Genomic DNA, 26,010 nt, shown 5'->3' with positions numbered 1-26,010 from the left:
GTTTAGCTAAGCCGGTCGCGCTCTTTGGCGCTTTCGGGTTTTATCGCCTTGGGGCTATGATTAGTCAATTTGCTATATCTTATCCGTCGTATTAGCAATGCTACTAATGAGCCCCCAAATGAATCCGCCAAGCTCTAGAACTGACGCATTGATCAATAAATGGGAGGGGCGTCGATTCCTGAACGATCGCCTGGACTGGAACCTGCTGCGCACTTATCTAGCCATTGGCCAAGAGGGGAGTATCAGCAGGGCAGCAGCGAGATTGCACGTGACCCAGTCGGCGGTCAGTCAAGCGCTCAAGCGACTAGAGGAACAGCTCGGTTGTGCTTTGGTTGTTAGAGGTGGGTCGCGTTTCGACCTGACTGCTGCAGGAGAAGATGTGCTGCGCATCGCTATCGATATTTATGGCGACGTATCACGCATCAGTGCGGCGGTAGAGAAGGAAAGCGATGAAGTTGTTGGCAAGGTGAGGTTGTTGAGCGTCAGCCGAGTTCAGTCACAGGTTTACGATGACTTCCTCGGTGATTTCCACGAGGCACATCCACGTGTGGAGCTGGAAATCGATGTCATGCGGAGTGCTGACATCATCAGCTCTCTGCTGCAGAAAACTGCCACAGCCGGTGTTGGTTTGTGTCGAATTCCACAGCCCAAACTGGAACAGCGGTTGCTGATCAGCCAGCGTTATGCTTTCTTCTGTGGTGCGCGGCACCGTTTATTCGGGCGCGGCGATGTGACCCTCGAGTCGCTTCGCGGAGAGAACTTCGTGAGTTTCGTCAGTGATCAGTTGGGTGGGAATCTGTCGCCACTTGCGATGTTCCGTGACCAACATGGGTTCACCGGGCGCATCGTAGCTTCCTCTCCTAGCGTTGAAGAAGTCCAACGGCTCGTCTCTGCCGGTTTCGGGGTAGGCTGCATGCCCGAGCACCTCCTCCATGAGGATGTCGAGAAGGGGCTGCTATGGCGTTTGCCGCCATCCGAAGGCATCGTCAATGCGGATCTGCATTTGCTCTGGAACAGAGAGCAGAGGATGACCATGGCGGAGACCATGTTCCTGGAAAGCTTTCAGCACTCCCTCGCCCAGGCCTCGCTGGTTTGAGCCCAACACGTTTTGCAATCGCGGCTGCTCTTGGGCCCAAATGGAACGACCGCAGTGTTTGGCTGCGGTCGTCATTTTCATTAGTCGACGTTCAGCAATTGCTGTCGGCCCAGGACGCTGTTCAATCGATCATCGTTGTCTAATTCGGTCTCGCTTAGCATGTCCGCAACGCCGGCACCGGACTCAACTCTCTCCAGCCAATAGAGCACTGCCTTCTTCATAAACCAGTGAGGAGTGCGATCCAAGAGGCCAGCGGCCTCCTTGATTCGCTCCTTGGTCGGCGCGTCGAGTTTGATACCTGTCGTTATCGAGCTCACGAGCGCCTCCTTACGATGCAGTCACAGCTACATTGCCTTGCGTTTTGGCGCTTCGTTGATAGGCCAGCAGCAGTCCGATGTACCAGAACGGCATGATGTACAGAGCTGTCCGAGTATCAGCCTCTAAGGAGAGCAGGCAGAGTACGAACAGGAGGAAGGCCAGAGAAAGCACCGCAGTGAACTTACCACCAGGCAGCTTGAAGGTTGAGCGCTGGTGAGCTTCTGGGTTTGTCCTGCGGTAAGCCAGGTAAGAAAGCAGGATCAACGACCAGGTGACAACGACCATGACCGCCGAGATTGTCGAAACCAAGGTGAATACACCCATGACATCTGGAATCACGAAGAGCAGCGTCAGCGCGATAGTCATGCACAGGCCTGAGAACATCAGTGCACGGATTGGAGTGCCCGAGCCGGACAAGCGTCCGAAGGCATGCGGTGCCTGTTTGTTGTGAGACAGGCCGTAGAGCATGCGTGAGCCAGAGTAAACGCCGCTATTCGCTGAGGAGGCAGCTGAGGTCATGACTACAAAGTTGATCATCCCAGCAGCAGCAGGCAAGCCTCCCAGAAGGAATAGCTCCACAAATGGGCTACGGTTCGCTGGCACATGAGGCCAGGAAATCACGCTGATGATGCATGCGAGAGCGGCCACGTAAAACAGCAGTATCCGCAGCGGGATGGTGTTGATCGCTTTGGGCAACGTCTTCTCGGGATTGTGAGCTTCAGCTGCAGCGGTGCCGATTAGCTCAGTTCCCACGAAAGAGAAGATGGCGATCTGGAAGCCCGCGAGGAAGCCGAGCATCCCATGCGGCATCATCACCCCAGGCTCAACCAGGTGGCTGAACGTCGCAGTGACACCATCGGGAGAGGTGTAAGAGGTAGCAATCATGAAGAGGCCGGTGAGTACCAGCGCTACGATTGCAATAATCTTGATCAGACCGAACCAGAACTCAACCTCACCAAAGGCTTTAACAGCCAGCATGTTGAGCGCTACGAGCAGGAACATGGTTCCGAAGGCTGGTATCCACGTAGGAAGGTCGGGGAACCAGTACTGCAGAAAACCAGCGACTACCACAACATCGCCTACGGCAACGACAACCCAGCTCAGCCAGTACGACCAGGCGAGGATGAACCCGGCACGGGGGCCCATGTGGTGGTGGACGAGCTCTGCAAACGAGCCCATTTCCAGGTTGGCGAGGAGCATCTCACCCATCGCCCGCATGATGCAGAAAACAAAGAAACCAATGATCGCGTAGACAAGTAGGATCGAAGATCCAGACATGGCTATCATTTTTCCCGACCCCATAAAGAGGCCTGTCCCAATAGCTCCACTGATGGCAATCAACTGGATATGCCGATTTTGCAGTCGACGCTTGAGTTCTCGGCCATCACCGCTATTTGCTTCTTGCGAGTTGCACGTCTGATGCATATATAACCTCTTATTCTTTTTCTGTGAACAACCGTTACCCTCCCTCAAGTTAGAAGGTGCATTGCTAAGTGGGCTGTAGAAGTTGAGCCCCTCATAGCGGAGGGTAGGCCGGTACATACGCAGACGATGAAAAATGAACTAAATTGAGTTCCTTCATCAAGCTGGCTAAGTAATTAAAATAGTCCCAAGCTAGGTGCTCATTCCCCTGTGAGATCCCGCATCTGCGGTTCAGAAGCGCCATTCTGCCAGTCATAGTTGCCAATCGGAACGCTACAAATTGGTATACCACAAGCTAATAGCTATCACATTGCTCAAAAATCATAGCAAACTGCCAAGTTGCACTGACATCGTGCTAAACTGGGTGCATCGACTACATCTTGATGCTTGATAGAAGTATGCTGGTTTCGGTGTTTTCGATGTGCTGGATCGAGCGAATGGTGTTCAACGCTTTGTCAAAGGCCTCCAGCGTATCGGCTCGGAGCTCGGCCATAAGATCCCACCGACCGTTGGTTGTATGTATGGCAAAAACGTTGGGATGCCCGCGCAGCGCGTGCTTGACCTCAGCAGCGTGGTGCCCGCTGATGCTGATGCTGGTGATGGCCCTGACCCCACGGTCTATCTCATCGGATTGGAGGCGGATGGTATAGCCCATGATGATGCCTTGCTCTTCAAGCCTGGCGAGTCGGTTTTGAACCGTGGCACGGGCCACCTTCAATTTCTTAGCTAGCGTCATCACAGGGGTACGTGCGTTGTCCCGCAGAAGCGCGATGAGTTCGCGATCAGTGTTATCCATGAGCTCCGACCATCCACATTGCTTTGAAGAGTGGGCAGATTGTCTAGAAACTTGCGAAATCTGGCAACCTGTACACTTCAATTTGCACCAATATTTCATCAGAATTTCGGAGGTCGAAAAAAATCATAACTAGCGTTCGCCCATGCACTGGCTTGAGGCGCGCGCACTTCCAAGGTGCATAACATGACGCATTTTATTGATGTCCCTACAATGTCCGATCTGGTTAACGATATCGGCGTAGTGGATTTCCTGGGTGAGCTGGCAGAGGTCATTCGTGATGACTTCAAGCGCTGGCCTGAGTTTGATAAGTCTGCTCGAGTGGCCAGTCACTCCGAGGTGGGGGTGATCGAACTTATGCCTGTGGCTGACACGAGCCAATATGCGTTCAAGTATGTGAATGGTCACCCATCTAACACCTTCAAAGATCTTCATACCGTGATGGCCTTTGGCGTGCTGGCCGATGTCCAAACGGGGTATCCAGTGCTGCTTTCTGAGCTGACCATCGCGACAGCTCTGCGTACTGCGGCAACATCTCTGATGGCCGCCAAAGCGCTGGCTCGTCCAAATTCGCGCAAAATGGCTCTCATCGGTAACGGCGCCCAGAGCGAGTTCCAGGCCCTCGCATTCCACAAGCATCTGGGCATCCAAGAAATCGTCGCATATGACGTCGACCCTCAGGCAACCGCCAAGCTCGTTCGAAACCTGCAGGAATACATCGACCTCAAAATCACCCGGGCCCAAAGCATTGCTGAGGCAGTCCGCGGTGCTGACATCGTGACTACCGTCACTGCCGATAAAGCGTATGCCACGATCATCACTCCGGAAATGCTGGAGCCTGGCATGCACCTGAATGCTGTCGGTGGCGACTGCCCAGGTAAGACCGAACTGCATGCCGACGTGCTGCGGAAGGCGAGGGTCTTCGTTGAGTATGAGCCGCAAACTCGTATAGAAGGTGACATCCAGCAGCTTGAAGCTGACTCAACGGTCGTTGATCTGTGGCGTGTGCTGACAGGCGAGCAGGAAGGCCGCCAGAGCGATGAGCAAGTTACCGTCTTCGACTCGGTTGGTTTCGCCTTGGAAGACTACTCGGTGCTGCGTTACGTCCTGGAGAAGGCCGAGAAGCGTGGTGTCGGTACCAAAATCGATCTCGTCCCCTGGGTTGAAGATGATCCGAAAGACCTGTTCAGCCACACCCGTGGCCGCTCTGCCAAAAAACGTATTCGACGCGTTGCATAACTTTAAGATCAGCAACCCAAATCGGTATTACTGAATGGCACTTCCTACTCGTTCGATTCAAGCACCTGCAGCAGTGGTGATGGTCAGGCCGCACGCCTTCACCCCTAATCCGGAGACCGCTGCTGACAACTCGTTCCAAAGCTCAAGCCCCGACATTGCTGCACACACCGTCTCCGAGATTGCTCGAGATGAGGTCACTCAGGCCGTGGGTCGCTTGGAGGCCGAGGGAGTCCGTGTCCATCTATTTGATGACTTCGGCGACAACGACACCCCAGATTCAGTGTTCCCGAACAACTGGTTCTCTACGCACCCGGGTGGCCACATCGCTATTTACTCCATGTACTCGCCGAACCGTCGACGGGAAAGGCGTAGTGACGTGATTGAGATGCTCAAGCAGGAATACCGGGTACAGGATGTGATCGACTACTCCGGCCTCGAGCAGGATGAGCTTTTTCTGGAAGGCACCGGGGCTATGGTGTTTGATCACATGTCTCGTGTGGCCTACACCGCCCGTTCCAACCGTGCAGACCCGATTGCCCTAGAGCGCTTTAGCACTCACTTCAACTTCGAGCCAATGGTCTTCGATACTGCAGACGAGAAGGGGGCTCCGATTTATCACACCAACGTTCTGATGTGTGTAGCCACTGAGTTCGCACTGGTGGGTTTTGGCACCTTCACGAACAAGGCCCGTGCAGAAGAGGTTCGCATGCGACTGGTGGAGTCCGGTCGAGAAGTCATCGATCTGAGCAACAAGCAGATCGCAGAGTTTGCTGGCAATGCCATCGAACTGTCGGGGCGCGATGGGCGAATCCTGGCACTGTCACGTCGGGCCTTCAACAGCCTGACCCAAGATCAACGAACTCGCATTGAGCGTTCCGCCAGGCTGGTGCCGTTGGATGTACCTACTATTGAAATGGCAGGTGGCTCGGTGCGATGCATGATCGCAGGGATTCACCTCTCTCCTCGCAAGTAGATCAGTGAAAATCCCCACCCTTCGAGGTGGGTTTTTTCGTCACCGCGTCAGGCTGTCGAAGTCCTGAAGCGTGTTGACCGCGTTGATACCGATCTCATCAACCATGTAGCCACCTTCCATCACAAACAATCGTCGGTATCCGGGCCTTTAGCTCTTGAGCTGCTATATCGAGTCCTGGTTCTCTGCGCAAGCGATATGGGTTTCAGCGTCATCAAAACCTACGATTTGGAGGTCTGGGTGCGTAGCTAGAACAAGTATCGCGAGATCAGCTCATGCTCCAACTGCGGCGACTTCCGGGCCCGCCGTATACAAGCGCCGTTGGCGCAACCCAGAGACTGGCAAGCCGGAGCTGGTGCATACGTTGAACGGTTCGGGCCTTGCCGGTGGGCGTACGCTGGTGGCGGTCTTGGAGAATTATCAGCAGTCAGATGGATCTGTCGTAGTACCAGAGGTGCTCAGGCACTACATGGGAGGCATCGACGTTATTCGCTGAGACGAAGCACCTCAGTGCCACGCTTGGTACCTAGAGGCGCTGAGGCGAAACTTCATTGAGCGCTGAAGCCACGAGCGACTTTTCGTGTAGGTACGAGCTGCCGATGATCACGGCTTCTCTGTCGTGAGATTCGAAGCCACGCAGCGATACACGCGTTTACGTGCAATAGGCGCAGTTTCTAATCGCAGCATGGATTTTCTCGCTGATCATCTCTCGCTGCTATAAATGAATTTGAGATCTAGCGGGCTGATTCTGAATATCGAGGCCTAATTTACGATATACGCCTCTCCAATAAATGCAGCCCACCAAGGCGTTAGGTATGCACTACCGCTAAGCAGAGGTGCTGGTTGCTCAACCTGAGCCATGGAGCGAGCCCGCATCTGGCCAGCGAGAGCTCCTAGTGGTCATTGGTGTCGAAGCAGGCAGATTCGAAGATCTTCATAATGTCCTGCGCGTTCAGCTTCGACTGTGAGATGTCACTCTTCGCTTTTCCCTCCTTGGCATGAGTCACCATCCGTCCAGGGACGCCGTCCTGCAGCGTCTGCCTTCCATTACCAAGCTCGGGATATGGATCCGCCTAGATAGCGAGACCTAACCTCTGATGTGGCAGCGGAGGATTGCCGTCGATCGTAGCAATTTGTCAGATCTTCAATATCCGGTGTCAGGACATCGTTATGTGCTTAGGAGCAGCATGAAAGCTCCGAAGAAAAGAGGTGCTATATGTCCATGCTCAAAACTCTCCAAGATGTAAAGCGACTGGATCTCCGTGGCTTCACCCCACCGGTACAATTACTAGAACGTTTTAGTGACACTATTGGGGTTGAAGTGTGGTGCAAACGTGATGATATCGGCTCCGTTGGTTTAGCAGGGAATAAAGTACGTAAATTGGAGGTAGAGCTTGCTCATGCTCTGGCCAGCGGAGCTACGCACTTGGTCGCTGAAGGGTCTCGTCTTTCCAATGCTACCCGAGCAGTAGCTGCGGCGAGTGCAGCGCTCGGGCTGCAATGCACTTTGATTCTATCTCATGAAGAACCGCATGAACCGGTGGGGAATCTGATGCTTGATGGGTTGCTCGGGGCGAACCTCAGATTTGTCGGTGATGTTACCTGGTTGGAATTGAGTAAACATGCTGAATCGGTAGTGGCCGAGCTTGAATATAAAGGCGAGCGTGTTTACCGACTTCCAATTGGCTGTGCTTCTGAAAGAAGCTGTTTAGGCTTTGCGTTGGCTTATGCAGAAGTCCGGGAGCAAATGCAGTCACAGGGTAGGCCTATCGGCTCCATCATCCATGCTTCCTCCTCCGGCGGAACGCATGCGGGCCTGACTCTTGGAAAAAAACTATTTTCTGATAGCACCGAAATTCGTGGTGTGGTCGTTGCCGAAAATGTCTACGAAGATGTAGTCGGAACCTATGTCTCTTATGCAAATGGAGCGGCGAAAATCATTGGGGAAGACGTAGAAATTCAACGGCAGGACATCAATTTGACATATGACTACCTAGGTGAAGGCTACGGTTTGCCTTCAAAAGGAGTCTATGAAGCTATAGATATTTTGGCCTCAAAAGAGGGGCTTCTGGTCGATCCTGTATATAGCGGTAAAGCGGTTGCAGCGATAGTGGATCTGGCTGCGAAAGGTGAGCTAGTTGGGCCAGTCGTTTTCTGGCATACCGGTGGGTATCACGCTCTATTTGACCCAAGTTATGCGAAGAAAGTTTGGGGTGCGATTGACCGGTTGGCACAAGTCCAGCTCTAATCAAAAATAATATATGATCAATGGCGAAGAAAATGACAAATACAAATCTTCGACGACGCCTGAGTGCGCGCCACATAAGATTCATGGCTTTAGGGTCAGCTATCGGAACGGGACTTTTTTACGGATCTGCATCTGCTATAAAGTTGGCAGGGCCTTCAGTACTGTTGGCTTACCTGATTGGGGGTGCGGCTATTTATTTGATGATGCGCGCGCTGGGTGAGATGGCGGTTAATAATCCAGTGTCAGGTTCGTTTGGTCATTATGCTTCTCAATACCTCGGCCGCTATTGGGGCTTTTTGACTGGGTGGAGCTACGCATTTTCGATGTTAGTAGTTTGCCTTGCTGATATTACGGCTTTCGGTGTGTATATGGGCTTCTGGTTTCCGGAAACGCCTAAGTGGATCTGGGTGTTGGGAATTGTTTTGCTAATTGGGGCCCTAAATCTCTGCAGTGTAAAAGTATTTGGAGAGATGGAGTTCTGGCTGTCGCTTTTGAAGGTCACCGCGATTGTAGCCATGATTATGGGGGGTGCTTGGATATTGTTCTTTGGGATGCAGTCAGGTGATTCTAGTATAGCTCGAAGTGGCTTTTCGAATCTTTGGGCTAATGGCGGATTCTTCCCAAATGGCATATCAGGGATGTTGGCTTCATTCACCGTTGTGATGTTCGCTTTTGGTGGTGTCGAGATGATAGGCATCACCGCTGGTGAGGCGAAAGACCCGAAGAAGGTACTACCTCAGGCTATAAATTCTGTACCTATCCGAATTTTGCTATTCTACGTAATGACATTGTTGATTTTGATGTCGATTTACCCTTGGAGCAAAGTTGGAAGCGAAGGGAGTCCATTCGTACAGATCTTCAGTGGCTTAGGTATTGATTCTGCAGCATCCATTTTGAATGTTGTCGTCATATCTGCAGCGGTCTCTGCTATTAATAGCGATATATTTAGTGCAGGCCGGATGATGTACGGAATGGCAGAGACTGGCCAAGCGCCGGCAGCGTTTGCAACTCTATCTCGCTTCGGAGTGCCTTGGATGACCGTAGCAGTAATGAGTGCTGGCTTAATACTGGGTATTGTGCTGAATTACCTCATGCCTGATGGTCTGTTCATCGTTCTCGCATCAATCGTAACTTTCTCAATCGTCTGGGTATGGTTGATGATTCTGCTTTCTCAGATAGCAATGCGCCGTAAAATGGGGCCGGCAGAAGTGAAAGCATTGGAGTATCCAGTGCCGCTTTGGCCTGCAGGGCCAATTTGTGCTGTGATATTCATGTTATTCATTTACGGGACTCTATCTTGGTTCCCAGAATCACGTACAGCCTTGTACGTAGGCGGAGGATGGTTGGCGCTTTTGTCAGTTGCATACTGGTTGTGGGTCGCAAATCCTCTTGGAGAGAAAACTTTCGATAGTTGATGTTGAGCCTTAAGGGGCAAAGGAATGCTCCGTCTTGATATGGTTAAGTTTTTTTGGGCTTACATGTTAACTTGACCGCTGGTTTTTTTCTGATGTTGTTAGGTGTTGTTCCCATGGCTTTCTGAAACATTGTAATGAATGCAGAGGGTGTACTGTAACCTAGGGTTTGTGAGATGGTCTGAACGGTCATTCCGTCGGAGAGCATTTTAAGCGCTCGTGAGAGCCTTAGTCGTTGCTTCCATTTTGCCAAGCTCATATTTAGCTCGCGATCGAATTTTCTAGCTAGCGTTCTTTCTGTGCAACCAACAACAAGCGACCATTCCAATAGTGATTTATTGTCTGCTGGGTCTGCATATAGCTTTTCAAGAATTTTTTTCAGAGTCGGATCGTTTGAGCTTGGCAGGAAGTTTTCAATGCTTACCGCATCACCCATTTGGTCGACAAGCACGTGCATAAGTCTTATATCTTTCGCAGTTGCCGGTGTCTCAACTTTTCTGCGCTTGAGGTCTGCTAGGATAGCCTTGCAGATGTCGCTGACTGATATTATTGCAGCGTGGTTTGGAAGTTTAGTGCACGAAGCTGCATCAATATTGATCAAATAGTATTCTGAGTGGTCGGCGACCCAGGCTTGGTGTTCGGTATCTGGTGGTAGCCAAACTCCAAATTCTGGGGGGGCGGTTAGAAGTTCGCGCTTAACCGTTAACTCCACTACCCCTTTGGCGGAATAAACGAACTGCCCCCATTCGTGTTTTTCTATGCTAAAGATAGTTCGTTCTGTTATTTCAACTAACCCCACGGATACATGCTGTTCTGTATTTTTGGAGTCTGAGTCTTGGTTGTTTGTTTTTTGGTTTGTCATGGCCGTATTAATTGTCATGCTGAAAGACCAAGTATATCCAGTATTGGATTCTTCGCAATGCCCCTAACGGCAACGAAAATCCTGATATATCCATGTCACCACACTCTTTGCATTGTGGTTATTTGCCTGCATAGGCGCTTGGGCTTTGAGGAAGCTTATCGGAATCGCCAAAGCGGCTTGGGCGGTCGTGCCATGGCTGCTCTTTACAGAGTTCGTGATGAACCGCTGGAGCTGAGATCTGGAAACTTCCCCAACCGGCTAAGGGCTTTTTGTACCGTCTCGACAGATTCAATCTAATACCTGCCTTAGCCGTTTTCGACGTGGTAGGCAATCTCCTGAACTCGCAAGGCTCGCATCGTTCGCCCATCGATCTCCTGCGGCTCACACTCGACACGTTTTGAAGACAGGTGAGGTGGCAACCTCTTAAGCCCCAGCAGGGACACATCGACACTTTAGTGTTATCCATAACAAGCGGAGCGCGCCGCCCACGAAGGGCCAGAGTCGTGAGGATGAAGGCCCGATAGGGCCGTAACCTGGCTATGCCAGATTGCGGTTCACGACAGCCGTCCCCGGAGGGGCACGCCCAAGGCGTAGCTACATGCCTTGGCCTCAAGTGCTATTGGCTGGAACGGCTGTTGGTATTCGCCGGAGTCGATGTAGCGGGGCGGTGCAGATGCGCGCCAGTTGGATCGGTGATTTGAATGACGTTACCGTGCTGCCAGCCATCAGCCTGGGGATCAGCTGCAGGAATACGAATGTCAGCCCGCTCGGCTTTGGTTTTTGCAGCATCCACACCCAGGCGCTGATTGCGCTGTTCGACCATCGCCGGATCAGCCTGCCCATCTGCGGTAAAGCCCATCATCAACTGCGGCACCCCCACCGGCAGCGCTTTGTCCTGATCGGTATGCCAGGTATGCCATGTCTTCCCGTAGGTATGCGCCAGGCGCTCCATCAGTGCATGCTCAGCTGGTGCCGGAATGCCTGGGGCGATCAGCTGCCCAGAAGAGACCTCGTAACCATGGCTGTGCCACATCGCCTTCTCCTTGGGTGGCAATCCGGCAAAGAGCTTGTCGTCGATGATGTACTCGACGCCCATGATCTTGGCGCCCTTCGTGTTTCCATCGAAGATCACGCACTGGATCACATCCTCACTCAGGATCGAGCAGTAATGGTGTGCTTCCATCTGTACGTCCGGATGCCCGTTGTAAAAGTGAAAGCCATCCAGGTAGGCGTTGATGGAGTCAATGGGCGGCTTGGACTGCAGCGTCGCGGCGCCGGCTTCCAGCAGCTGGGTTTTAGCAGACTCGGGCCTGTCTGGTGTTTCCACAGGAGACTTCGTTTCGGGAGCGGAACAAGCCCACAGCAGAGTGCAGGCGAGGGGAAGGGTTATCGTTTGGAATAGCTGTCGCATGAGGAAGTCTTTGGCTGGTGTCCTTAGAGGACAGCCTTGGCCGATGAAGCGGACAGCTCAACGGACGAATGGCTCGAGTCGATGAAGAATTGCGGGCAAAAGAAAGCCCGCTGCTAGGTGGGCAAGGGAGCTTCTATCACACATAGGGATAGCTAATGTTCCCACACCGCATGTGAGAAGTACGTGAATAGTATCGGGGAGGGCTATCGCAAATCGCTTGGATGAACCCAGTCTGTGTCAGCCGAATCCAGGCTTTGCGGGTTGCTCGGCGAGCCTTGCTCAATCTCGGCCAACCTTAACTCCCCTCGCAGGCGCATTTCGTCCGCACTGCCTATGCAGCCGGGCTTTTTCGGAATGCTGTATGTGCATCCAGTAAAAAAGGATGCCGCCATGACAGGCACCAACCTGCCGGTAATGTCGATCCAGGAGTGGCGGCAGCTGCTCAACGACACCCAGGCGCTGCTCCTCGCGCCGAAGAAACATCATAGGGAGCTTCTGCACCAAGCATATGCACTACGTGATACGCATGCCGTGGACTCAGGAACCTTGGCCGATATGTTGGAGCTCGCGGACGAAGCATTGATGTACGCCCACTCTTTCCAAGCTGACCAGCAGTGGTAGGCTGGATACACGCCCTGGTACGGCGTCGCGTTGGGATAGCCATGGCGAAAGGGAGAGATCGTGAACAGAGATCCGAGCAAGGTGCTCATGCCCGACCACCCTCTGTACAGCGAGGCTGTGGAAGCACTCAAGCTGTACCACCAAGCTCAGGCTGATGGGGTAGTTGGAGCGGAGCTGGAGCGTCTCAAGCTGTTGGCCGAACATCGCTTTCAAGCCGTCACTGATTATCAGCTCCAAGCTTTTGGTGGCCCGGCTGAGCAAGGCCATTAGCAACCCGCCTTCCTGTCGGCGCCAATATAAGTTAGCGGTCTAATGCCGTCTTAGAAGGATCACCAAATGAGAGTCAGCAAGCGGAGCGCGCCGGCGCGACGGATGGATGCCCGAAGGCTCGAGACGTCGGCGTACGATGAGGACTCGGCTCATGACAGCCTGGCCAGGGAGGGCACGCCCTCATTGCTCTACAGGGCTTTCAACATACGCTCCAGTGTCTGATGCTCCCAAGTCGACAGTAGAGCAACCGGATCTGTCCGGTCACCAGGATCGAAATCCCAGCGCTGCCCATCCGGGCTAACGCACCGCTCGCAATAGTCCAGCTCATCACAGTCGTTGTAGATCGTGATCCGCCATCCCTCTATATCCACTTCGAAGTGGCAGGCGTACACATGCTCCCAGGACTGGCTGCCAATCTTGGTCATTGTCCGGCGCCCGAACACCGCATCTCGCAACACCTCGCTGACGTCCCGGGCCGTTAACGCGCCTGATGGTAAGTCGTGCCGGCTATGTTCAGTCATACGCTGCCTGAGCCTCTCAGTGATCAGCCATCGATAATAACCTGTGTCAAAGGAGCTCCGTAAAACACGCAGGAGAGGTGCGTTTGGTGGATGCAGCGACAGGAAGAGGTTGGAGTACAAATGTGCTCCATGGCGCTAGTGAAAGCTGACTTGCTCCCCTCGTGCATCCAGCTGGCAGGTTGCGCTGCCTCCACGATCGACAGTTCAGGCAATGTGGCGATCCGTCTTCTTCTGGCATGCAGCCTTTGAGTCATCTCTGGTGTCCTTGATATATCGCTCACGAGATCTGCGCTATGAATCCAACGACACCAGACGGACGCTATTTCGTTGTTAAAGGTCAGCTCTGGCGCTGCACGAATCCTTCATTGAGTGAATGCGAGCGGCAACGCCTTGTGCATGCCCTGATGGATGCTCGACGAAATGTCAAAAAGGCCAAGCGCGCTGACGATTTGAGCATGCTCAAATCTGCGCGTGCGCGAGTGAACGCTGCCAAAGTGGGACTGGGCGAGCGGGGGCCCGTTTGGTGGGACGACGGCAGCCCGGACTATAATCACTGTCGGGTAGACCTTTCGCCATATGCTGACTGGTACAAGGCTTTGGATGCCACAGTAGCTGAGTAATGTGCTGTAAATGCGCGCGCTTCGGGACTGCGCCCCATATCCGCATTGGCACCATATCTTCGCCCTTGGAGTTGGCTGTATGGGTTACAGACCGGACAACAAGTTGAGCTGCTGGATTCACTAAAAATAGATATCTCGAAAGTTTTCGGCATTTCCATAGACCCGCGAGCTCAGAATGTGCTTGCGGATTTTCATTTGGGTTTGAACTTAAACTGCGTTAGGATTCTCTTAAGACCAAGTACACATCACGGAGTATGCACATGTCGAGATTGGCCGAATTTCGTCAGCTTGAACAAAAATTAGCCGCCCAGTTGGCTGAGCTGGAAGCTATGAAGGGCAGCAGTGAGCTTCAGCGAGAGATCGAGTTTGAGACCAAACTGCGCGACCTTCTGGCTAAGTACGGCTTTAGCCTGCGTGACATCATCAACCTCCTAGATCCGCAGTCCGGTCGCCGCACTGCGGCTCCTGCGGCTACGGAGAAGGCGCCGCGTCGTGCCCGCCAAGTAAAGCAATACAAGAACCCGCATTCGGGTGAGGTTATTGAGACTAAGGGCGGCAACCACTCGAAGTTGAAGTCCTGGAAAGCTGAATATGGTTCTGATGAAGTAGAAAGCTGGCTCTCTAAGTAAGCCGCAAGGACTGAAGAAACCTCCGCTTTCGGAGGTTTTTTTATGGCTTGAAACGAGGTCTTGGCTGTTGAACAGGAGGGCGCGAGACAGTGAAGCCAACGGAAAAATCAATAATCGCCCGGGCATTTGAGAGGCTTTCCCCATGCAGGAAGACCAAAAAAAACACAGCTCACTAAGGCTACAGAAGGCCTGCATTACCTCGACTTGATACTCACAGCCCAAGAAGCAGATGATCTCAGGGAGCTCGTACAAGAACTCCAAGCCGCAGGTAAGCACCCTGGACTGGCCGGCGTGTTCAGATCCATCTTGGAAGATACCTGGAGCGGTGATGAGCCTTGGCCTAAGATCTCATCACCGGAGACGCCGGAGGGCGATTGAGCTCTATTTTTTGGCTGGCAGTCGGATCGGAATGGTATATCTGCGGGCTATCCAGCCTTCCAAGGCCTCACCAGCGACATCTACAGACACTCGAATCCAGACCTCGCCATCCTCCAGAACCTCAAGTAGGGCGCCCTTCTGCGGTAAAGCCTTGATCTCAGATTGTTCTGATGGCTCAGTTCTCAAGTTTACCTTGTCGCCAGTGAGCACCCTGTGCCCGTCGAGCAAGCTGAGTTTGTCCATGGGAATCGTGGCTAGAGTTTCGGTGATTTCTGTCGAGCTTTCCGCGCCGGACAATTTCTCTTGTACGAAGTCGTAAGCCTGCCAAACCCCTATGACATCCACGATCGCACTGGCCATAGCGATCAGGAACACGAGGCAAGCAATCAGACGGGCTCTGGAGACTGCAGGCAACTGCTCAACTGCATCCCCACGGTCTAACCGTTCGACTATCTGACCGTCCACTGCAGTGGCTTCGAACTTTTCAAACTCACCGCTTTCAATCAAATCCAGCGGGGCATCGAATGCAGCTTCACGCAGCAGCAGAGCAAGGTCAGGGGCTTCGTCAGAGGCGAGATAGCTCAGCAACGGCGAATTCAGCTCTCCCCACGAGGTGACAGCTGCTGCAGCCATACGCAGGGCCGAACGGTTTGTTAACGAATCCAGCCCGGCAAAATTACTTCTCCAGGAAGCGAGGTTCAGGGAATCCAGTGCTGCTCTGGCTGAACGCAAGCTGGAGTTATTGAGGGAGTTGAGTGCAGCTGCAGTCGCTCTCCATGAAGCGTTGTCCATGGCGTTGACGGTAGCCATTGCCTGCTTCCAAGGCGGGTTTTTTATCGACTCGATAGCCGCTACGGCCTGTCTCAAGGAGGAGCTGTTGATCGAGTCGACCGCTGCCATTGCCAGCTTCAGGGACGGAATGTTCATCGTCTTGACCGCTGCCACGGCCTGCTGCAGGGACGAGCTATTCATCGATTCCACCGCAGCCCTTGCTTGCTGCAGGGAGGAGTTGTTCATGGACTCAACTGCGGCCCTTGCTTGTTGTAGGGACGAGCTGTTCATTGACTGAATTGACGCCATAGCTTGCTTTAACGATGAGTTGTTCAACGATTCAACGGCTGCTCTTGCTTGTTGCAGAGACGAGCTGTTCATCGACTCAACTGACGCCATAGCTTGCTTCCAAGACGGGTCTTTGATCAGGCTCAGAGCAGAAACCGAATCTTTCCAAGGCGGATTCTTTATCGCGTCGAGTGTGGCCCTCGCTTGCCTCAAGGAAGGAGAGTCCAGCATCTCCCGAGCTGTCGCAAATGTTCGGGCAGCTTCTTCTGGATTGAGCGGTGCTGACTCAGCCTCAGCAGAAGCGTCATCCAGATCAAGTACGAAGGCCTCGGGCTTGGGCTTAGCAGCGGCGGGCCCCGCTTCCTGACTGTCGACTGCTCCTTGTGCAGAAATGCCGGATCCAAGGGTGGCTTGATCGAGTTCGTTCTCTGAGCCTTCGGAGCTCTTTTTCGGTTTTCCTGCACTGCTGCTCGGAGCCTGGCTCTTGTCTTTCACTCGATCACCATCCTTCTGCGGCCTCTGACATGGGGGCCTGGATGGAGGCGATTCTAAGCCATTTTCCTCCATCGCTGGCTGGCCGAAACACAAAGAAGCAGCTGCATTCTCCCTTGGCCAAGCCGCCGTCTCGGACGCACTGCAACCATCATGAGAAGACAGCCAAGCCATCGCTAGTCCGGCTCGAAGAGTCCGGCTGCTCGTGGATGCCTTTCGTTGAACGTGCGGCTTTGGGGATCGGAGGTGCGAGGTGGTGGAAGGGGCGGGCATCGGGTCGATGAGAGGGGCGCGTGCATCTTCTGCATGGGGCAGAGACTTGCATTGAGGCAAACGAACTCCATCAAATTTTGGCTGGGGTTCAAAGTTGAGGCCTCACACAACAATCCTCATTGGGATTGGGAAATTGACGTCAAACAAATCACATTAAGAGGATGCTCTTAGGATACCGTTTTTATACTCTGTCAGAGTATGCGGTAAACATACCGTTAAACATTCTTTGCGATTGTCGTTTTCGCGGTGTTACTATCTGGCCGACCAACTATTTCGAGCTGTATTTTTGTACAGTGCCAGCATCTGGTGGCTGTGCTTTTGTACAGTGGCGACTACGTATTCGAATATCGAAGGGCAGCAGTGCTGAAGCGACCCTGGATAACTTACGTGCCTATTTAGGGCGCTCGCGGAATCTTTATGGACAAATCTCCTGACAAATTACCCTTTGATGCAACAAAGTTGTTCGAAGCGCTTCAGTACCAGCTCGTTGTCGCGCTTGAGTACTGCTACAAGCTTGAGAAAGGTAAGCGCTTGTGGGTCGAGGTCTATGGCGACGTGACGCTCGAAGGCGCGTCTCAGGTTGAGGTCAAGCTCTACGCCGATACACTGAGGGACGGCCATCCGAACATCTGGAACACGCTGAACAACTGGCTGAACAAGGCCTTCGACCATCGAGCCTACGAAAGCCTGGTGCTGATGACAAACCAGGAGTTTTCGCCCCGATCGACACTTACGGGGTGGAACAGCAGCACCGCCGCGCAAAAGCATGCTCTGCTGGCTGCCATCTACGACCCCGCCGAAAAAAAGTTTGCTGGGTCTAAAGCTAAGGAGCCATCCGAGGGTTTGGCACTGCAGCGCTCTGTCATGGATCCCGCGCTGAAGGATGACCTCCTGGAGGTGCTGGAGAAGGCTGTGTTTATCACCGCATCGCCTTCGCTCCAGGAGCGTATTCACGACTTCAAGGTTCTACATCTGCGGGCGATCCGGGAGTCGAAGCATCAGAGCTTCATCGATGACATCCTCGGTTTCATCGGCAGTACCAAGTTCATCGAGAGCGGCTGGGAAATCTCCTGTGAGGATTTCAACGCAAAGGTCGCTGAGCTGACCAAGCGTTATATGTCCCACTCCAGCATCTTCCCGGAGGTTGATGTCGATGCCCTGGAGCAGAGTATTGACCTGGCAGAGATCGCTGACCGACCTTTCGTGAAGAAAATCTTTGAGATCGAAGGCGAGAAGCGGCTCAAAAAGGCGGCCTTGGAGTTGCTGATCGCCGGCGAGGTCATTGACCAGCTGTACACGGACTGCCTAGCTTCGCCATTCGACATCAAGCGCTACCAGAAAAACCACTTGGATCGTCACCAGGATGGGCGGCAGATGGCGATGATCGACTGCATGGGTGAGACGTGCCCGATCCAGCTCAAGCTCAATTCCTTGAGGTTTTTCTTCGCCCAGCATTCTGCACGGGTCGAGAAGCTGAAAACCTTTGAAGACACCACCACGGAATTCCGCAACGGCATCTACCACATGCTCGCCGATGCGAAGGCCGACAAGGTCGAAGACGAGTTCTACTGGAGGCTCTGGGATGAGTAACAATGCCGCGGATCACATCTATACACTGCGCCGAACTCCCTTTGCACTCGCACCGGTGATCCATTCGTTCTACGACCACTGGGATGGTACCGAAAAGGATGTCTTGCTCAGCTACCTGATCCTCCCGTTAGTAACCTACAAGCCGCTCCACAAATTCCTGCATCACTCCAGCAGAAAGAGCTCTCTTCGTACGCTGTTGCAGGATCCATCCCGCGTGCTGGGCCTTGAGCTGCGTCTCGAAGAGTTCAAACCGATCACCAATGCTGCCCTGCTGATCCTGACGTCAGAAAGGAGCATTCAGATCGCCGACGACATGTCGGTCGCGTCGCAAGGGAAAATCCGTGAAGAGAACGCCGACGACAAGCTCATGAAGTACGCAAGAAAGCTGGCGGTGGTTTTTAACGGTGAAAGTGTCGTTTCTATTTACAGGTCGCTGGGGCTCAAATCGCTATGAATTGCTACGTTAGCTACATCGGTGTCGTTGACAAGGACAAGCAGCTTCACTACGTCCCGCTCTTCCCAGGCCTGAACGTCATCACCGGTAGATCCTCCACTGGTAAAAGCGCAATTCTCGAGATCTTCGACTACTGCATGGGTAGCAGCGAGGACACCATCCCTGATGGCAAGCTGACCGACCGTGGCGAGATTTTTTTCACCGTCCTGCAGTTCCCCGAACTGACCCTTGTGACGGGGCGCGTAGCTGCCTCGAAGCGCTGCTTCCTGCGCGAAGCCACCGAATCTGACGCGAAAGAAATCATTGAGGCCATGAAACACGTCGACTACTTCTTCGAGGATCGATACTTCATCCCTCGGGATCAGTATCTCAAGAGCCTTGGCAGGTACTTCGGCGTGACTTTGGAGAACATCGACGTCGACCCGATGTACCAAGAGGTCACCGGTAAGAAAAGTGCAACGCCGTCGGTACGCAGCTTCCCGTCACTAATGCTCCAGCACCAGAACCTGGTAGCGAACAAGCACGCGATTTTCTACCGCTTCGACGAGAAGGTTAAACGGGATCAGGCGATCGATCACTTCAAGATCCTGATGGGCATTGTAGGCGAGGAGTACTTCGATATCGCCAAAGAGCTCACTGAGGCCTCGTACGAGCTGCGTCGAGCCAAGCTTAAGATCACGAAGGACGACAAGCAGCGAGAAGCCACCATCGGCAAGTTCGAGCGGCTGCTTTCCGAGTACAAAGCCCTCGCAGGCAAACCCCTCTTCGACATGACTGCTGAGGAGATTTTCATCAAGCCTAAGGCAGCGTTGCGGCAGCTGGAGGGCACCCCGGTTTTGGTCGACGGCCTGGCTGATGATTACGAAGCCACCGTGGCATCGCTGCGAGAGAAGAAGGCCAGCCTTGTTCTGGAGCTCCGCTCAGCGCTGGGCAGGAGCGATCTTCTGGATCGTTCTGTTGAGCACGCCAAAGGTATCGGTGCCAATTTCGCTTCACTGCCGGTACCTCGTTCTACCAGCCTCGATCACACCTTCTGCCCCGTCTGCGAATCTCATTCCGACATCCCGGAAGACCAGGCCAACAAGCTTACCGAGGCCATCGAGTGGCTGAACGGCCAATTGAAGCTTTCGTCGTATGCACGGGAGAGCCTTGGGCAGGAAAGCCGTGAGCTGAAGGCAGAGATCAAGGCTATTCGTCTGCAGATCAGGGAAGTCCAAGGGGCGCTCAAGCCCTTTGAAGAGCAAGAGGCAAGGCGCGCAGAGGCGAACGCCCTGGAAGATGCCCCAAAGAAAACGAAGATGCGGCTCGAGATCGAGATCGAGAAATTCATGGAGGATGTGCCTTCCGATTCGAAGGATCTGGCCGCGTACTGGGAGGAAAAGGTTGCGGCATTGAAGGAGCTTCTGGGCTCGTATGATGTCGAAGTCGAACTGGATCGACTGACGCGCGACATCAACAAGAAGATGAAGGAACTGGGTAAGAACTTCCCCTTCGAGCAGCATTACAGGACGGGTTCCCTGAAATTCGACCTGAACACTTTCGATCTGTGGCATGAGAAGGACGCATTCAAAAAAGTGTTCCTGCGATCCATGGGTAGCGGAGCGAACTGGCTGTACTCCCACCTCACGCTGTTCATGGCGCTCCATTATCAATTTGCGGCGCGTGCCAAGGACTGCAAGATTCCACCGATCCTTTTCCTCGATCAGCCGACCCAAGTCTACTTCCCTTCAGCTGACCATGGGGATGAGTTCGTCCCGGCAAACCTCCGCTCGGAAGAGAACAAGGGGGTGGATTGGCATGATGACCTGGATGCAGTGGCCAACATGTTCACCCAACTTGCCCGATTCTGCGATCAGACCAAACACGAGACAGGTGTGATGCCGCAGATCATCGCCTGCGATCACGCGGATCATCTCGAGTTGGGAGAGGGCTATCGTTACAACGACTTCGTTCGCGCCAGGTGGCGTCAGCGTGGGCTCATAGCAGACTGATCACCAGATACAGTCAGCTATCTCGCCTGAGGCTCGCGTAATCACGGCTGCGGATTACGTTGGCCTCAGTGCATTGAGCAGGGTAGGTCACACCTACCTTCTAAGCTCATCCGTTCGGTTGCTGTTGCTAGAAGGCCGAGCCGGCTTTTGACGACAAGGGCGCACTTCGGGAAAGCACTCGACCACGACTAGCCCCCCAGGCCATCGCGCGAGCTAGCGTATCGCCAGGCCTCTTGTCGTAGGCCTCTTCCAACCGGGCCAGGCCTGACGGTTCGTAGATCCCGATAAAAAGCTGTGTATCACCGGATCGCGATAGCCGGACTTGAACATCAAGTCTCGCTCCGTCAGCAAGCGCTTCCTCATGCGAGCGGTGCTCAAGACTGGGGTCGGCCCAAGCCCAGAATACTTCTCCGCGATGTCGCATCCATGCCTCCTGATGAATCTCCTTTCAGAAAGCCTAGCCCGTTTCGTCTAGCACGCCGTCTCCAGATGTTTACAAAATTGTTCAGCCCGATATGCAGAAGCGATCTTGAAGATTTTAAACATTGCGGCTAATACTTAAGTGCTGTCGGCAAGAGATGATCACGCAGACTGAGCACTTGAGATTTCTGGATTGAATCGAGCGTTTTTGGGTTTTGCTTAGGCAGGCGAGCCGTCGATGAAGTCTACACTTGCTCTGGTACATTTCGAAGAATATTGTGCTTGAGCGTTTGGTTCGTAGGTGTGTTTGGTATTTACGTTAGAGGTTTACGGATGACGTGGGTGATTGGTGGTAAGCATCTGTTTTGTGCAAGGGCGATGTCAGATGTCCAGATTACAATACCCTTGGAGTACGGTGGCTTTAAATATCTGAATATTTTGCAAAAAGTTCATCTGATTACGCCAAAGATCACGGTGTTGTTCGCTGGCTCCGTGAGATTGGCTCTTGCAATCATAGAAGATCTTAAGAGAAATTATGCGCCTAAAGTTAAAAGCGCGTGGTATGCGGAACCATCGCATGTTGCTAATGATTTGAGACGCCATATAAATCGTAGCGATGAAATAAATCGTACGCCTATGGATGGTCAGGTACAGTTCTTGGTGTTTGTTGCTCCTAATGGCACCCATAAATCATTTGGAATGTTCAAAATGGTTTCGCCCGGATATAGCATCAGCACTACTAAAGAAGGAACTCCATTTGAAATTTTTGAGTTGGGGTCTGGGTCTGTACTTGACGACTACAGGTCTATCGTGAGTAGACACTCTGAGGGAGTGTATTTCTTTGACGATGATGAAGGTGGGAAGCCCAATGCCGTAATTCCGGTAGGTAAGGTTGCCTTAGAATTTGCTTATCAAGAGGCGCTTCAGTATCAGAATGCCGGTATAAGTAAAGCTATGCACATCACCTTGGTTACACATAAAAAGGCAATTCTGAAAATGCTGCCGGAATCTCCTAATTTGGCTTTTCCTCAAGTAGCTGATAACTGGGGTGATTTGTGCCAGCTAGCACAGAACAAAGGCATTTGCCTCGCGTCGTGTGACGCGAAAGCTTAGAGCATTTAAGGAAGGTGAGTTTATATCTGGAGCGTGCTGTTGAGAAATGCCATTGAGTATCACTCGCGCACGCATCATAGGCTATGGGGTTCGAGTGTTCTATTAAAGGCGCTGGAGAAGCCGGCTTGACTCGCTATCAGGGTCGCCAAGGGCAGTTCAGGTGACCGTCCCTGAGGCAGTTCGGATCAGCGAGCAGTTAAGGGCGTTTGATGTGCAGTCTCACTGCCATCTTAGCGGAGCTCTGATGAGAAAGTAGCTAAGGACAGTGTGAGGGCCACGGCCAAGGCTGGTACCGGCACGAAGGCCAAGCGCACATCTAGGCGGAAAGGCAGGACATTGAGCTTCGATAAGAGTGACGGACAAGCCACTGGTTGTTGAGGGAGTTGTCGCCCGTGCATGTCGCTGCTTCGGGTACGGGATGGCCGCCTGGCTGGTAAGCAGGACAGGTACCTAATCTTTGGTCGTCATTGGCCGGGGATTCTCATCACCGAAGTGATGTCGCTGGAAGCAGATTGTCTATGATGATGGCGTTAGGCTATGCTCAGCTGTTCGCTTACTAAAAACGCTGATGAAGGCGAGTCATCGGGAGCGAGAGCCCGATCATTTTGTGCTCTGAGTTAGCCCTGCCGTAATCTTCAACTAGGACGAAGTCTGTGAGAGTGTCGCTCGATACGAACGTGCTGCATCAGGAGGGGTTTAATTCTCAGTCGATGCGTTTATTGCAGCGGCTCATTATTGCAGGCTTTGTGAAGCTATATATCAGTAGAATTGTGCTTCGTGAGCACGATACAAAGCGATACACTGAGACGTGCTCCAGATTGCAGAGTGTTCGGGACAATCTTCTAGAAATAAACAAAGCATTCTTAAAATCTGGCGCTCAGATGAGCGCGCTTTCCAGGCTGGAAAGTCAAATAGAAAAATTAGCTCCAGACTTAGACGCAAGTCGGGAAGCTTCTACTGAGGCTTGGTTACGTGATTTTCAGATTGAAATTATAGAGGCAGATGCCCAAGTGCATGAGTTGGCTTGGGACGACTATTTCTCTGGGAACGGCGCATTCAAGCGTGCTAAAAATCGCGAAGACATTCCTGATGCAGTCATAGCGAGGTCACTGGAGCGCCTTGCTAGCGATGAGGAAGAGCTAACGTTCATTTGTAAAGATGGACAGCTGAAAAAATTCATGAGTGAAGTTCCTGGGGTTCGCGTCTTTAGTGAGCTGTCGGAATTTATTTCCAGCCCTGATGCCGTGAATAAACTAAATGAGCTCGACTCTCATGACAAAGCCATTGAGGCATACAAAGCTGCCATAGCGTCCGAGGAATTCCTTGTCGGTGTTATAAAGTACTTTTCCGCTCCTGAATCTGATTTCCAGTATGCAACCTGGCAGGGTGAAGAGATCGAGAGCAAAAGCGGACTACCACTGGTGGTTTATGGAGAGCCAGTCGTAAAGGGGGTGGTTGCCCAGTCGGTGAAAAGTCTGAGGTTCGGGCCCGTAGCCTCTCTTGCCCCAAGGCACTATGTCGTACCGATATCGTTTACGGCGAATGCACGTTTTATATTTCTCGCTGATTATAACGAATGGCTTCAAGCTCCCGACGATGTCAAGGAGTGGGTTGATGTCATTTCATCCGATCGGGCAGGACTTTGTAAATTTTCGGCACTACAAGCCTGCGAGATCACTGGTCAAGTTGATATTCATTTCCCGGAAGGTGTTACGCCCGAAAGCATGTTGATACACGCCAATTACATCGGTGCAGATGATTCGCCCCTTGACATCGAATTTATTCCAGGGAAAGTGGTTGTTTAGAGTCCGGTCTCGACGATTTGTGACAACATTGTTGATTGAGTTTATGTAAATGAATGGGCATATTCAAGAACCAAAGGTTCGTCTAAGGCTTCCGCACTCCGCAGAAATACTTCTCTGGTTGATCATCCCCGTGGCGCTTTTGCTCCGATTGACTTACATGTATGAGTATGATGCTATTAAGTATTTCGTGCGGGACTACTACTGGGATATGATTATAGCTACGCTATTTACAATATTTCCAATATTTTTCAGGCAGATTTTCTCAAGCTATCCTCTAGAGTTCTTGATGAAAGCTAAGGCTTTTAGTCACGAGTCCGTAATTAATGTTGGTCGAGATTACATTGCGCCCGCTAGGGAGGAAAGTCGCTTCGATGATGCTCGAGTAAAGAATCCGCATTTATCAAGCGGGACGGAAGCTTTATTTGGGCAAGCTGAAAGATCTCGTAAGCTTGCCAAAGACATTTATGGCCGCTCCGGCGTCTATCTGTTGCTCGGCGTTTTGGTGGCATTCTCCGGACTTGTATTTTTCTATACCCAAACAACCACTCTAAATGAGCCGGGTGCGCTCAGCGAAAAGTTGCTTCTATTGGCGCCAAAGTTCGGTATATTGTTCTTCATTGAGTTTGTAGCTTTCTTTTTCTTGAGGCAGTATCGATCGGCTATGGATGAGTTTCGATACTATGAGTCTATCGCAAGGAGGCGCGAAGAGGTCAGCGCGCTGCTCATACTTTCAGCTGAGTCCGAACCGAAGATCAATCTGATGGAGCTTGTGAAAAGCGACTCATACTTCTCTAAAGTTTCCGCGCTTGAGAAAGATCAGTCTACAGAGATCCTTGAAGCCAGAAAGCTGGAGAAGGGTGAGCTTGAGCTACTAGGGAAAGTCGTTGAATCGGTTGTCAAAGCAAAGGGATAGGTAGAGACGCTAGCGCTGAGAGCTTGGGCTGCCAGGCTAGGCGACTGGGACGCGCTGTCTCTACATGGCCGCAGGCGGGGATAGCACCTGCTTCAGAAGATCAGGTGCGTATCCTGTTGCAGAGTCCTCGTAGCAAGCCGACGACTGTCACAGAGAGTCTTACAGACGAGCTTAAGCCGCTGCCCTACTGGTCAACCTCGCATCATAGATGGGCAATGTGGCTCGTTTTAACAGGGCTTGGACAAAGAAGTTCAACGAGTTTTTCGAGCATTTTCCTTTGCGACGCTCCAGGTAAAAGTCCCTTGAGGCTCTCCAGGCCAAGGCAGCCATTCCGAAGACTACGGCGCAGTAGATCGCAAGGATGATGCTGGTAACAGTGTAAGCTGTGAGATTGTGAAGGTATGGAGCTGCTTGCGCTTTCAAGCTTTCATTGTTATCCAGTATCCTGAACGTTGCGTTCATCGCGAGCCCGACGAAACCAAGGGTGAAGAAACCGCGAAACAGCTTTATACTGAAAATGTGGTTGATGATGCTTTCACCAACGGTTAGCGCATTTTCTTTAAAGCTTTTGCTAAGGGTAATGACCTTATCAAGGTTCTCTACAATTTCCAGGTAGGAAGCCTCGGAGGCATTAATGTGCCGCTTCAGCCAAGCACTCTTGTAGTCCTCGAGCCTGCTGCGGGAGTAAGTTGTCTCGCTACCCAGGATGCCATGCTTCCTGAGCATAAACTGCCGGTATTCCGGATCGTATCGGCGTGCCAGTAGGTATAGAGCAACTAGCTCGAACATAGCGGCAATGAGACAGAGGGGTAGAGTGAGCTTGGAGTCTGCGACCTGAGCAGCAAAAGACCCGACCATGAAGACAACGGTTAACAGGATGAAGCCTATGGCAAGCTTATAGGTCTTTGTCTTGGGGCCGGAAGCAATCGTGGATGGGCCGAAGGCAAGGTTGTACTTCATTGCAACTGTTTCGATTTTTTCTAACGTTAGAATTTCCATTGTTCTCTTGTATTACATCCATTGTTACTGTCGTAATTCTAAATCAAAGCACATAGTAAACAGCCCTGATGAGTGACTGTCCACGCTACCT

At 52.4% G+C, this 26,010-nt stretch carries 24 protein-coding genes and 1 pseudogene; 16 read left to right on the top strand and 9 right to left on the bottom strand.

Annotated elements, in window-relative coordinates:
- The first annotated feature begins 118 nt into the window (after positions 1-118).
- Positions 119-1,096: a LysR family transcriptional regulator gene (locus tag RIN61_RS08395; protein ID WP_121162204.1), complete on the top strand. Its 978-nt coding sequence runs from the start codon at positions 119-121 to the stop codon at positions 1,094-1,096.
- Between the two features lie 80 nt (positions 1,097-1,176).
- On the opposite strand, the gene RIN61_RS08390 is transcribed toward RIN61_RS08395, so the two are convergent.
- The 3 genes from RIN61_RS08390 to RIN61_RS08380 all read right to left on the bottom strand — a co-directional run bounded on the left by RIN61_RS08390 (position 1,177) and on the right by RIN61_RS08380 (position 3,632).
- Positions 1,177-1,413 carry a transcriptional regulator gene (locus tag RIN61_RS08390; protein ID WP_121162202.1) on the bottom strand — a complete coding sequence of 79 codons (237 nt, stop codon included), beginning with the start codon at positions 1,411-1,413 and terminating at the stop codon, positions 1,177-1,179.
- 10 nt (positions 1,414-1,423) lie between these two features.
- Positions 1,424-2,839 (bottom strand): amino acid permease, encoded by a 1,416-nt coding sequence (locus RIN61_RS08385; protein WP_313856687.1) that lies wholly within the window; start codon positions 2,837-2,839, stop codon positions 1,424-1,426.
- A 370-nt stretch (positions 2,840-3,209) separates the two neighbouring features.
- The gene (locus tag RIN61_RS08380) at positions 3,210-3,632 is read right to left on the bottom strand and encodes an Lrp/AsnC family transcriptional regulator (protein ID WP_121162200.1); all 423 of its coding nucleotides are present in this window, start codon (positions 3,630-3,632) and stop codon (positions 3,210-3,212) included.
- A 183-nt stretch (positions 3,633-3,815) separates the two neighbouring features.
- On the opposite strand from RIN61_RS08380, the gene RIN61_RS08375 reads away from it, so the two are divergent.
- The 5 genes and pseudogenes from RIN61_RS08375 to RIN61_RS08355 all read left to right on the top strand — a co-directional run bounded on the left by RIN61_RS08375 (position 3,816) and on the right by RIN61_RS08355 (position 9,501).
- Positions 3,816-4,868, top strand: a complete 1,053-nt coding sequence (locus tag RIN61_RS08375) for an ornithine cyclodeaminase (RefSeq protein ID WP_313856682.1) — start codon at positions 3,816-3,818, stop codon at positions 4,866-4,868.
- Between the two features lie 34 nt (positions 4,869-4,902).
- Positions 4,903-5,841: a citrulline utilization hydrolase CtlX gene (ctlX, locus tag RIN61_RS08370; RefSeq protein WP_183079116.1), complete on the top strand. Its 939-nt coding sequence runs from the start codon at positions 4,903-4,905 to the stop codon at positions 5,839-5,841.
- A gap of 153 nt (positions 5,842-5,994) precedes the next feature.
- Positions 5,995-6,334, top strand: a pseudogene (locus RIN61_RS08365) (aminoacyl--tRNA ligase-related protein); the annotation flags it as partial.
- A 720-nt stretch (positions 6,335-7,054) separates the two neighbouring features.
- A complete protein-coding gene (locus RIN61_RS08360; protein WP_313856679.1) occupies positions 7,055-8,086 on the top strand; it encodes a 1-aminocyclopropane-1-carboxylate deaminase/D-cysteine desulfhydrase in 1,032 nt (343 codons plus the stop codon).
- Between the two features lie 32 nt (positions 8,087-8,118).
- Positions 8,119-9,501, top strand: coding sequence for an amino acid permease (locus RIN61_RS08355; RefSeq protein WP_313856677.1), 1,383 nt, complete (start codon positions 8,119-8,121; stop codon positions 9,499-9,501).
- Between the two features lie 43 nt (positions 9,502-9,544).
- Here the strand turns inward: RIN61_RS08355 and RIN61_RS08350 are convergent, their stop codons facing one another.
- Together RIN61_RS08350 and RIN61_RS08345 are read right to left on the bottom strand one after the other, a co-directional pair.
- Positions 9,545-10,378, bottom strand: a complete 834-nt coding sequence (locus RIN61_RS08350; protein WP_220700303.1) for an AraC family transcriptional regulator — start codon at positions 10,376-10,378, stop codon at positions 9,545-9,547.
- A gap of 598 nt (positions 10,379-10,976) precedes the next feature.
- Positions 10,977-11,771, bottom strand: coding sequence for an OBAP family protein (locus RIN61_RS08345; RefSeq protein WP_121162189.1), 795 nt, complete (start codon positions 11,769-11,771; stop codon positions 10,977-10,979).
- Positions 11,772-12,161: 390 nt separating this feature from the next.
- On the opposite strand from RIN61_RS08345, the gene RIN61_RS08340 reads away from it, so the two are divergent.
- Both RIN61_RS08340 and RIN61_RS08335 read left to right on the top strand, forming a co-directional pair.
- Entirely contained in the window at positions 12,162-12,392 is a 231-nt protein-coding gene (locus RIN61_RS08340; protein ID WP_121162185.1) for a hypothetical protein, read from the top strand.
- Positions 12,393-12,452: 60 nt separating this feature from the next.
- A complete protein-coding gene (locus tag RIN61_RS08335) occupies positions 12,453-12,662 on the top strand; it encodes a hypothetical protein (RefSeq protein WP_121162183.1) in 210 nt (69 codons plus the stop codon).
- A 188-nt stretch (positions 12,663-12,850) separates the two neighbouring features.
- Here the strand turns inward: RIN61_RS08335 and RIN61_RS08330 are convergent, their stop codons facing one another.
- Positions 12,851-13,183: a DUF7693 family protein gene (locus RIN61_RS08330; RefSeq protein ID WP_183079115.1), complete on the bottom strand. Its 333-nt coding sequence runs from the start codon at positions 13,181-13,183 to the stop codon at positions 12,851-12,853.
- A gap of 293 nt (positions 13,184-13,476) precedes the next feature.
- Here RIN61_RS08330 and RIN61_RS08325 point away from each other — a divergent pair, with 293 nt between their 5' ends.
- Positions 13,477-13,803, top strand: coding sequence for a hypothetical protein (locus tag RIN61_RS08325; RefSeq protein WP_121162181.1), 327 nt, complete (start codon positions 13,477-13,479; stop codon positions 13,801-13,803).
- Positions 13,804-14,063: 260 nt separating this feature from the next.
- On the top strand, positions 14,064-14,432 hold the full coding sequence (locus RIN61_RS08320) for a histone-like nucleoid-structuring protein, MvaT/MvaU family (protein WP_313856668.1): 369 nt from the start codon (positions 14,064-14,066) through the stop codon (positions 14,430-14,432).
- A 381-nt stretch (positions 14,433-14,813) separates the two neighbouring features.
- Here RIN61_RS08320 and RIN61_RS08315 read toward each other — a convergent pair whose 3' ends face one another.
- Entirely contained in the window at positions 14,814-16,364 is a 1,551-nt protein-coding gene (locus tag RIN61_RS08315; protein WP_313856666.1) for an SH3 domain-containing protein, read from the bottom strand.
- Positions 16,365-17,051: 687 nt separating this feature from the next.
- On the opposite strand from RIN61_RS08315, the gene RIN61_RS08310 reads away from it, so the two are divergent.
- The 3 genes from RIN61_RS08310 to RIN61_RS08300 are packed head-to-tail and all read left to right on the top strand — an operon-like array spanning position 17,052 to position 20,669.
- Positions 17,052-18,224 carry a phospholipase D-like domain-containing protein gene (locus RIN61_RS08310; protein ID WP_236198290.1) on the top strand — a complete coding sequence of 391 codons (1,173 nt, stop codon included), beginning with the start codon at positions 17,052-17,054 and terminating at the stop codon, positions 18,222-18,224.
- The gene (locus RIN61_RS08305; RefSeq protein WP_313856660.1) at positions 18,217-18,678 is read left to right on the top strand and encodes a three component ABC system middle component; all 462 of its coding nucleotides are present in this window, start codon (positions 18,217-18,219) and stop codon (positions 18,676-18,678) included. The genes RIN61_RS08310 and RIN61_RS08305 overlap by 8 nt, the downstream gene beginning before the upstream one ends.
- Positions 18,675-20,669, top strand: coding sequence for a DUF3732 domain-containing protein (locus RIN61_RS08300; protein WP_313856658.1), 1,995 nt, complete (start codon positions 18,675-18,677; stop codon positions 20,667-20,669). Before RIN61_RS08305 ends, RIN61_RS08300 begins: the two co-directional genes overlap by 4 nt.
- 127 nt (positions 20,670-20,796) lie before the next feature.
- On the opposite strand, the gene RIN61_RS08295 is transcribed toward RIN61_RS08300, so the two are convergent.
- On the bottom strand, positions 20,797-21,093 hold the full coding sequence (locus RIN61_RS08295) for a hypothetical protein (RefSeq protein ID WP_313856656.1): 297 nt from the start codon (positions 21,091-21,093) through the stop codon (positions 20,797-20,799).
- Positions 21,094-21,422: 329 nt separating this feature from the next.
- Here RIN61_RS08295 and RIN61_RS08290 point away from each other — a divergent pair, with 329 nt between their 5' ends.
- The 3 genes from RIN61_RS08290 (at position 21,423) to RIN61_RS08280 (ending at position 24,920) form a co-directional block, all read left to right on the top strand.
- Positions 21,423-22,202: a hypothetical protein gene (locus RIN61_RS08290; protein ID WP_313856653.1), complete on the top strand. Its 780-nt coding sequence runs from the start codon at positions 21,423-21,425 to the stop codon at positions 22,200-22,202.
- A 653-nt stretch (positions 22,203-22,855) separates the two neighbouring features.
- The gene (locus RIN61_RS08285; protein WP_313856650.1) at positions 22,856-24,007 is read left to right on the top strand and encodes a PIN domain-containing protein; all 1,152 of its coding nucleotides are present in this window, start codon (positions 22,856-22,858) and stop codon (positions 24,005-24,007) included.
- A 49-nt stretch (positions 24,008-24,056) separates the two neighbouring features.
- Positions 24,057-24,920 (top strand): hypothetical protein, encoded by an 864-nt coding sequence (locus tag RIN61_RS08280; protein WP_050439908.1) that lies wholly within the window; start codon positions 24,057-24,059, stop codon positions 24,918-24,920.
- Between the two features lie 171 nt (positions 24,921-25,091).
- Here the strand turns inward: RIN61_RS08280 and RIN61_RS08275 are convergent, their stop codons facing one another.
- The gene (locus RIN61_RS08275) at positions 25,092-25,919 is read right to left on the bottom strand and encodes a hypothetical protein (protein WP_313856648.1); all 828 of its coding nucleotides are present in this window, start codon (positions 25,917-25,919) and stop codon (positions 25,092-25,094) included.
- Between the last annotated feature and the right edge of the window lie 91 nt (positions 25,920-26,010).

This window comes from Pseudomonas inefficax, from assembly GCF_032164165.1.
Classification (GTDB): domain Bacteria; phylum Pseudomonadota; class Gammaproteobacteria; order Pseudomonadales; family Pseudomonadaceae; genus Aquipseudomonas; species Aquipseudomonas inefficax.
Note: the sequence above shows the minus strand (reverse complement) of the source record. Positions and strands in the feature narration are given on the sequence as shown.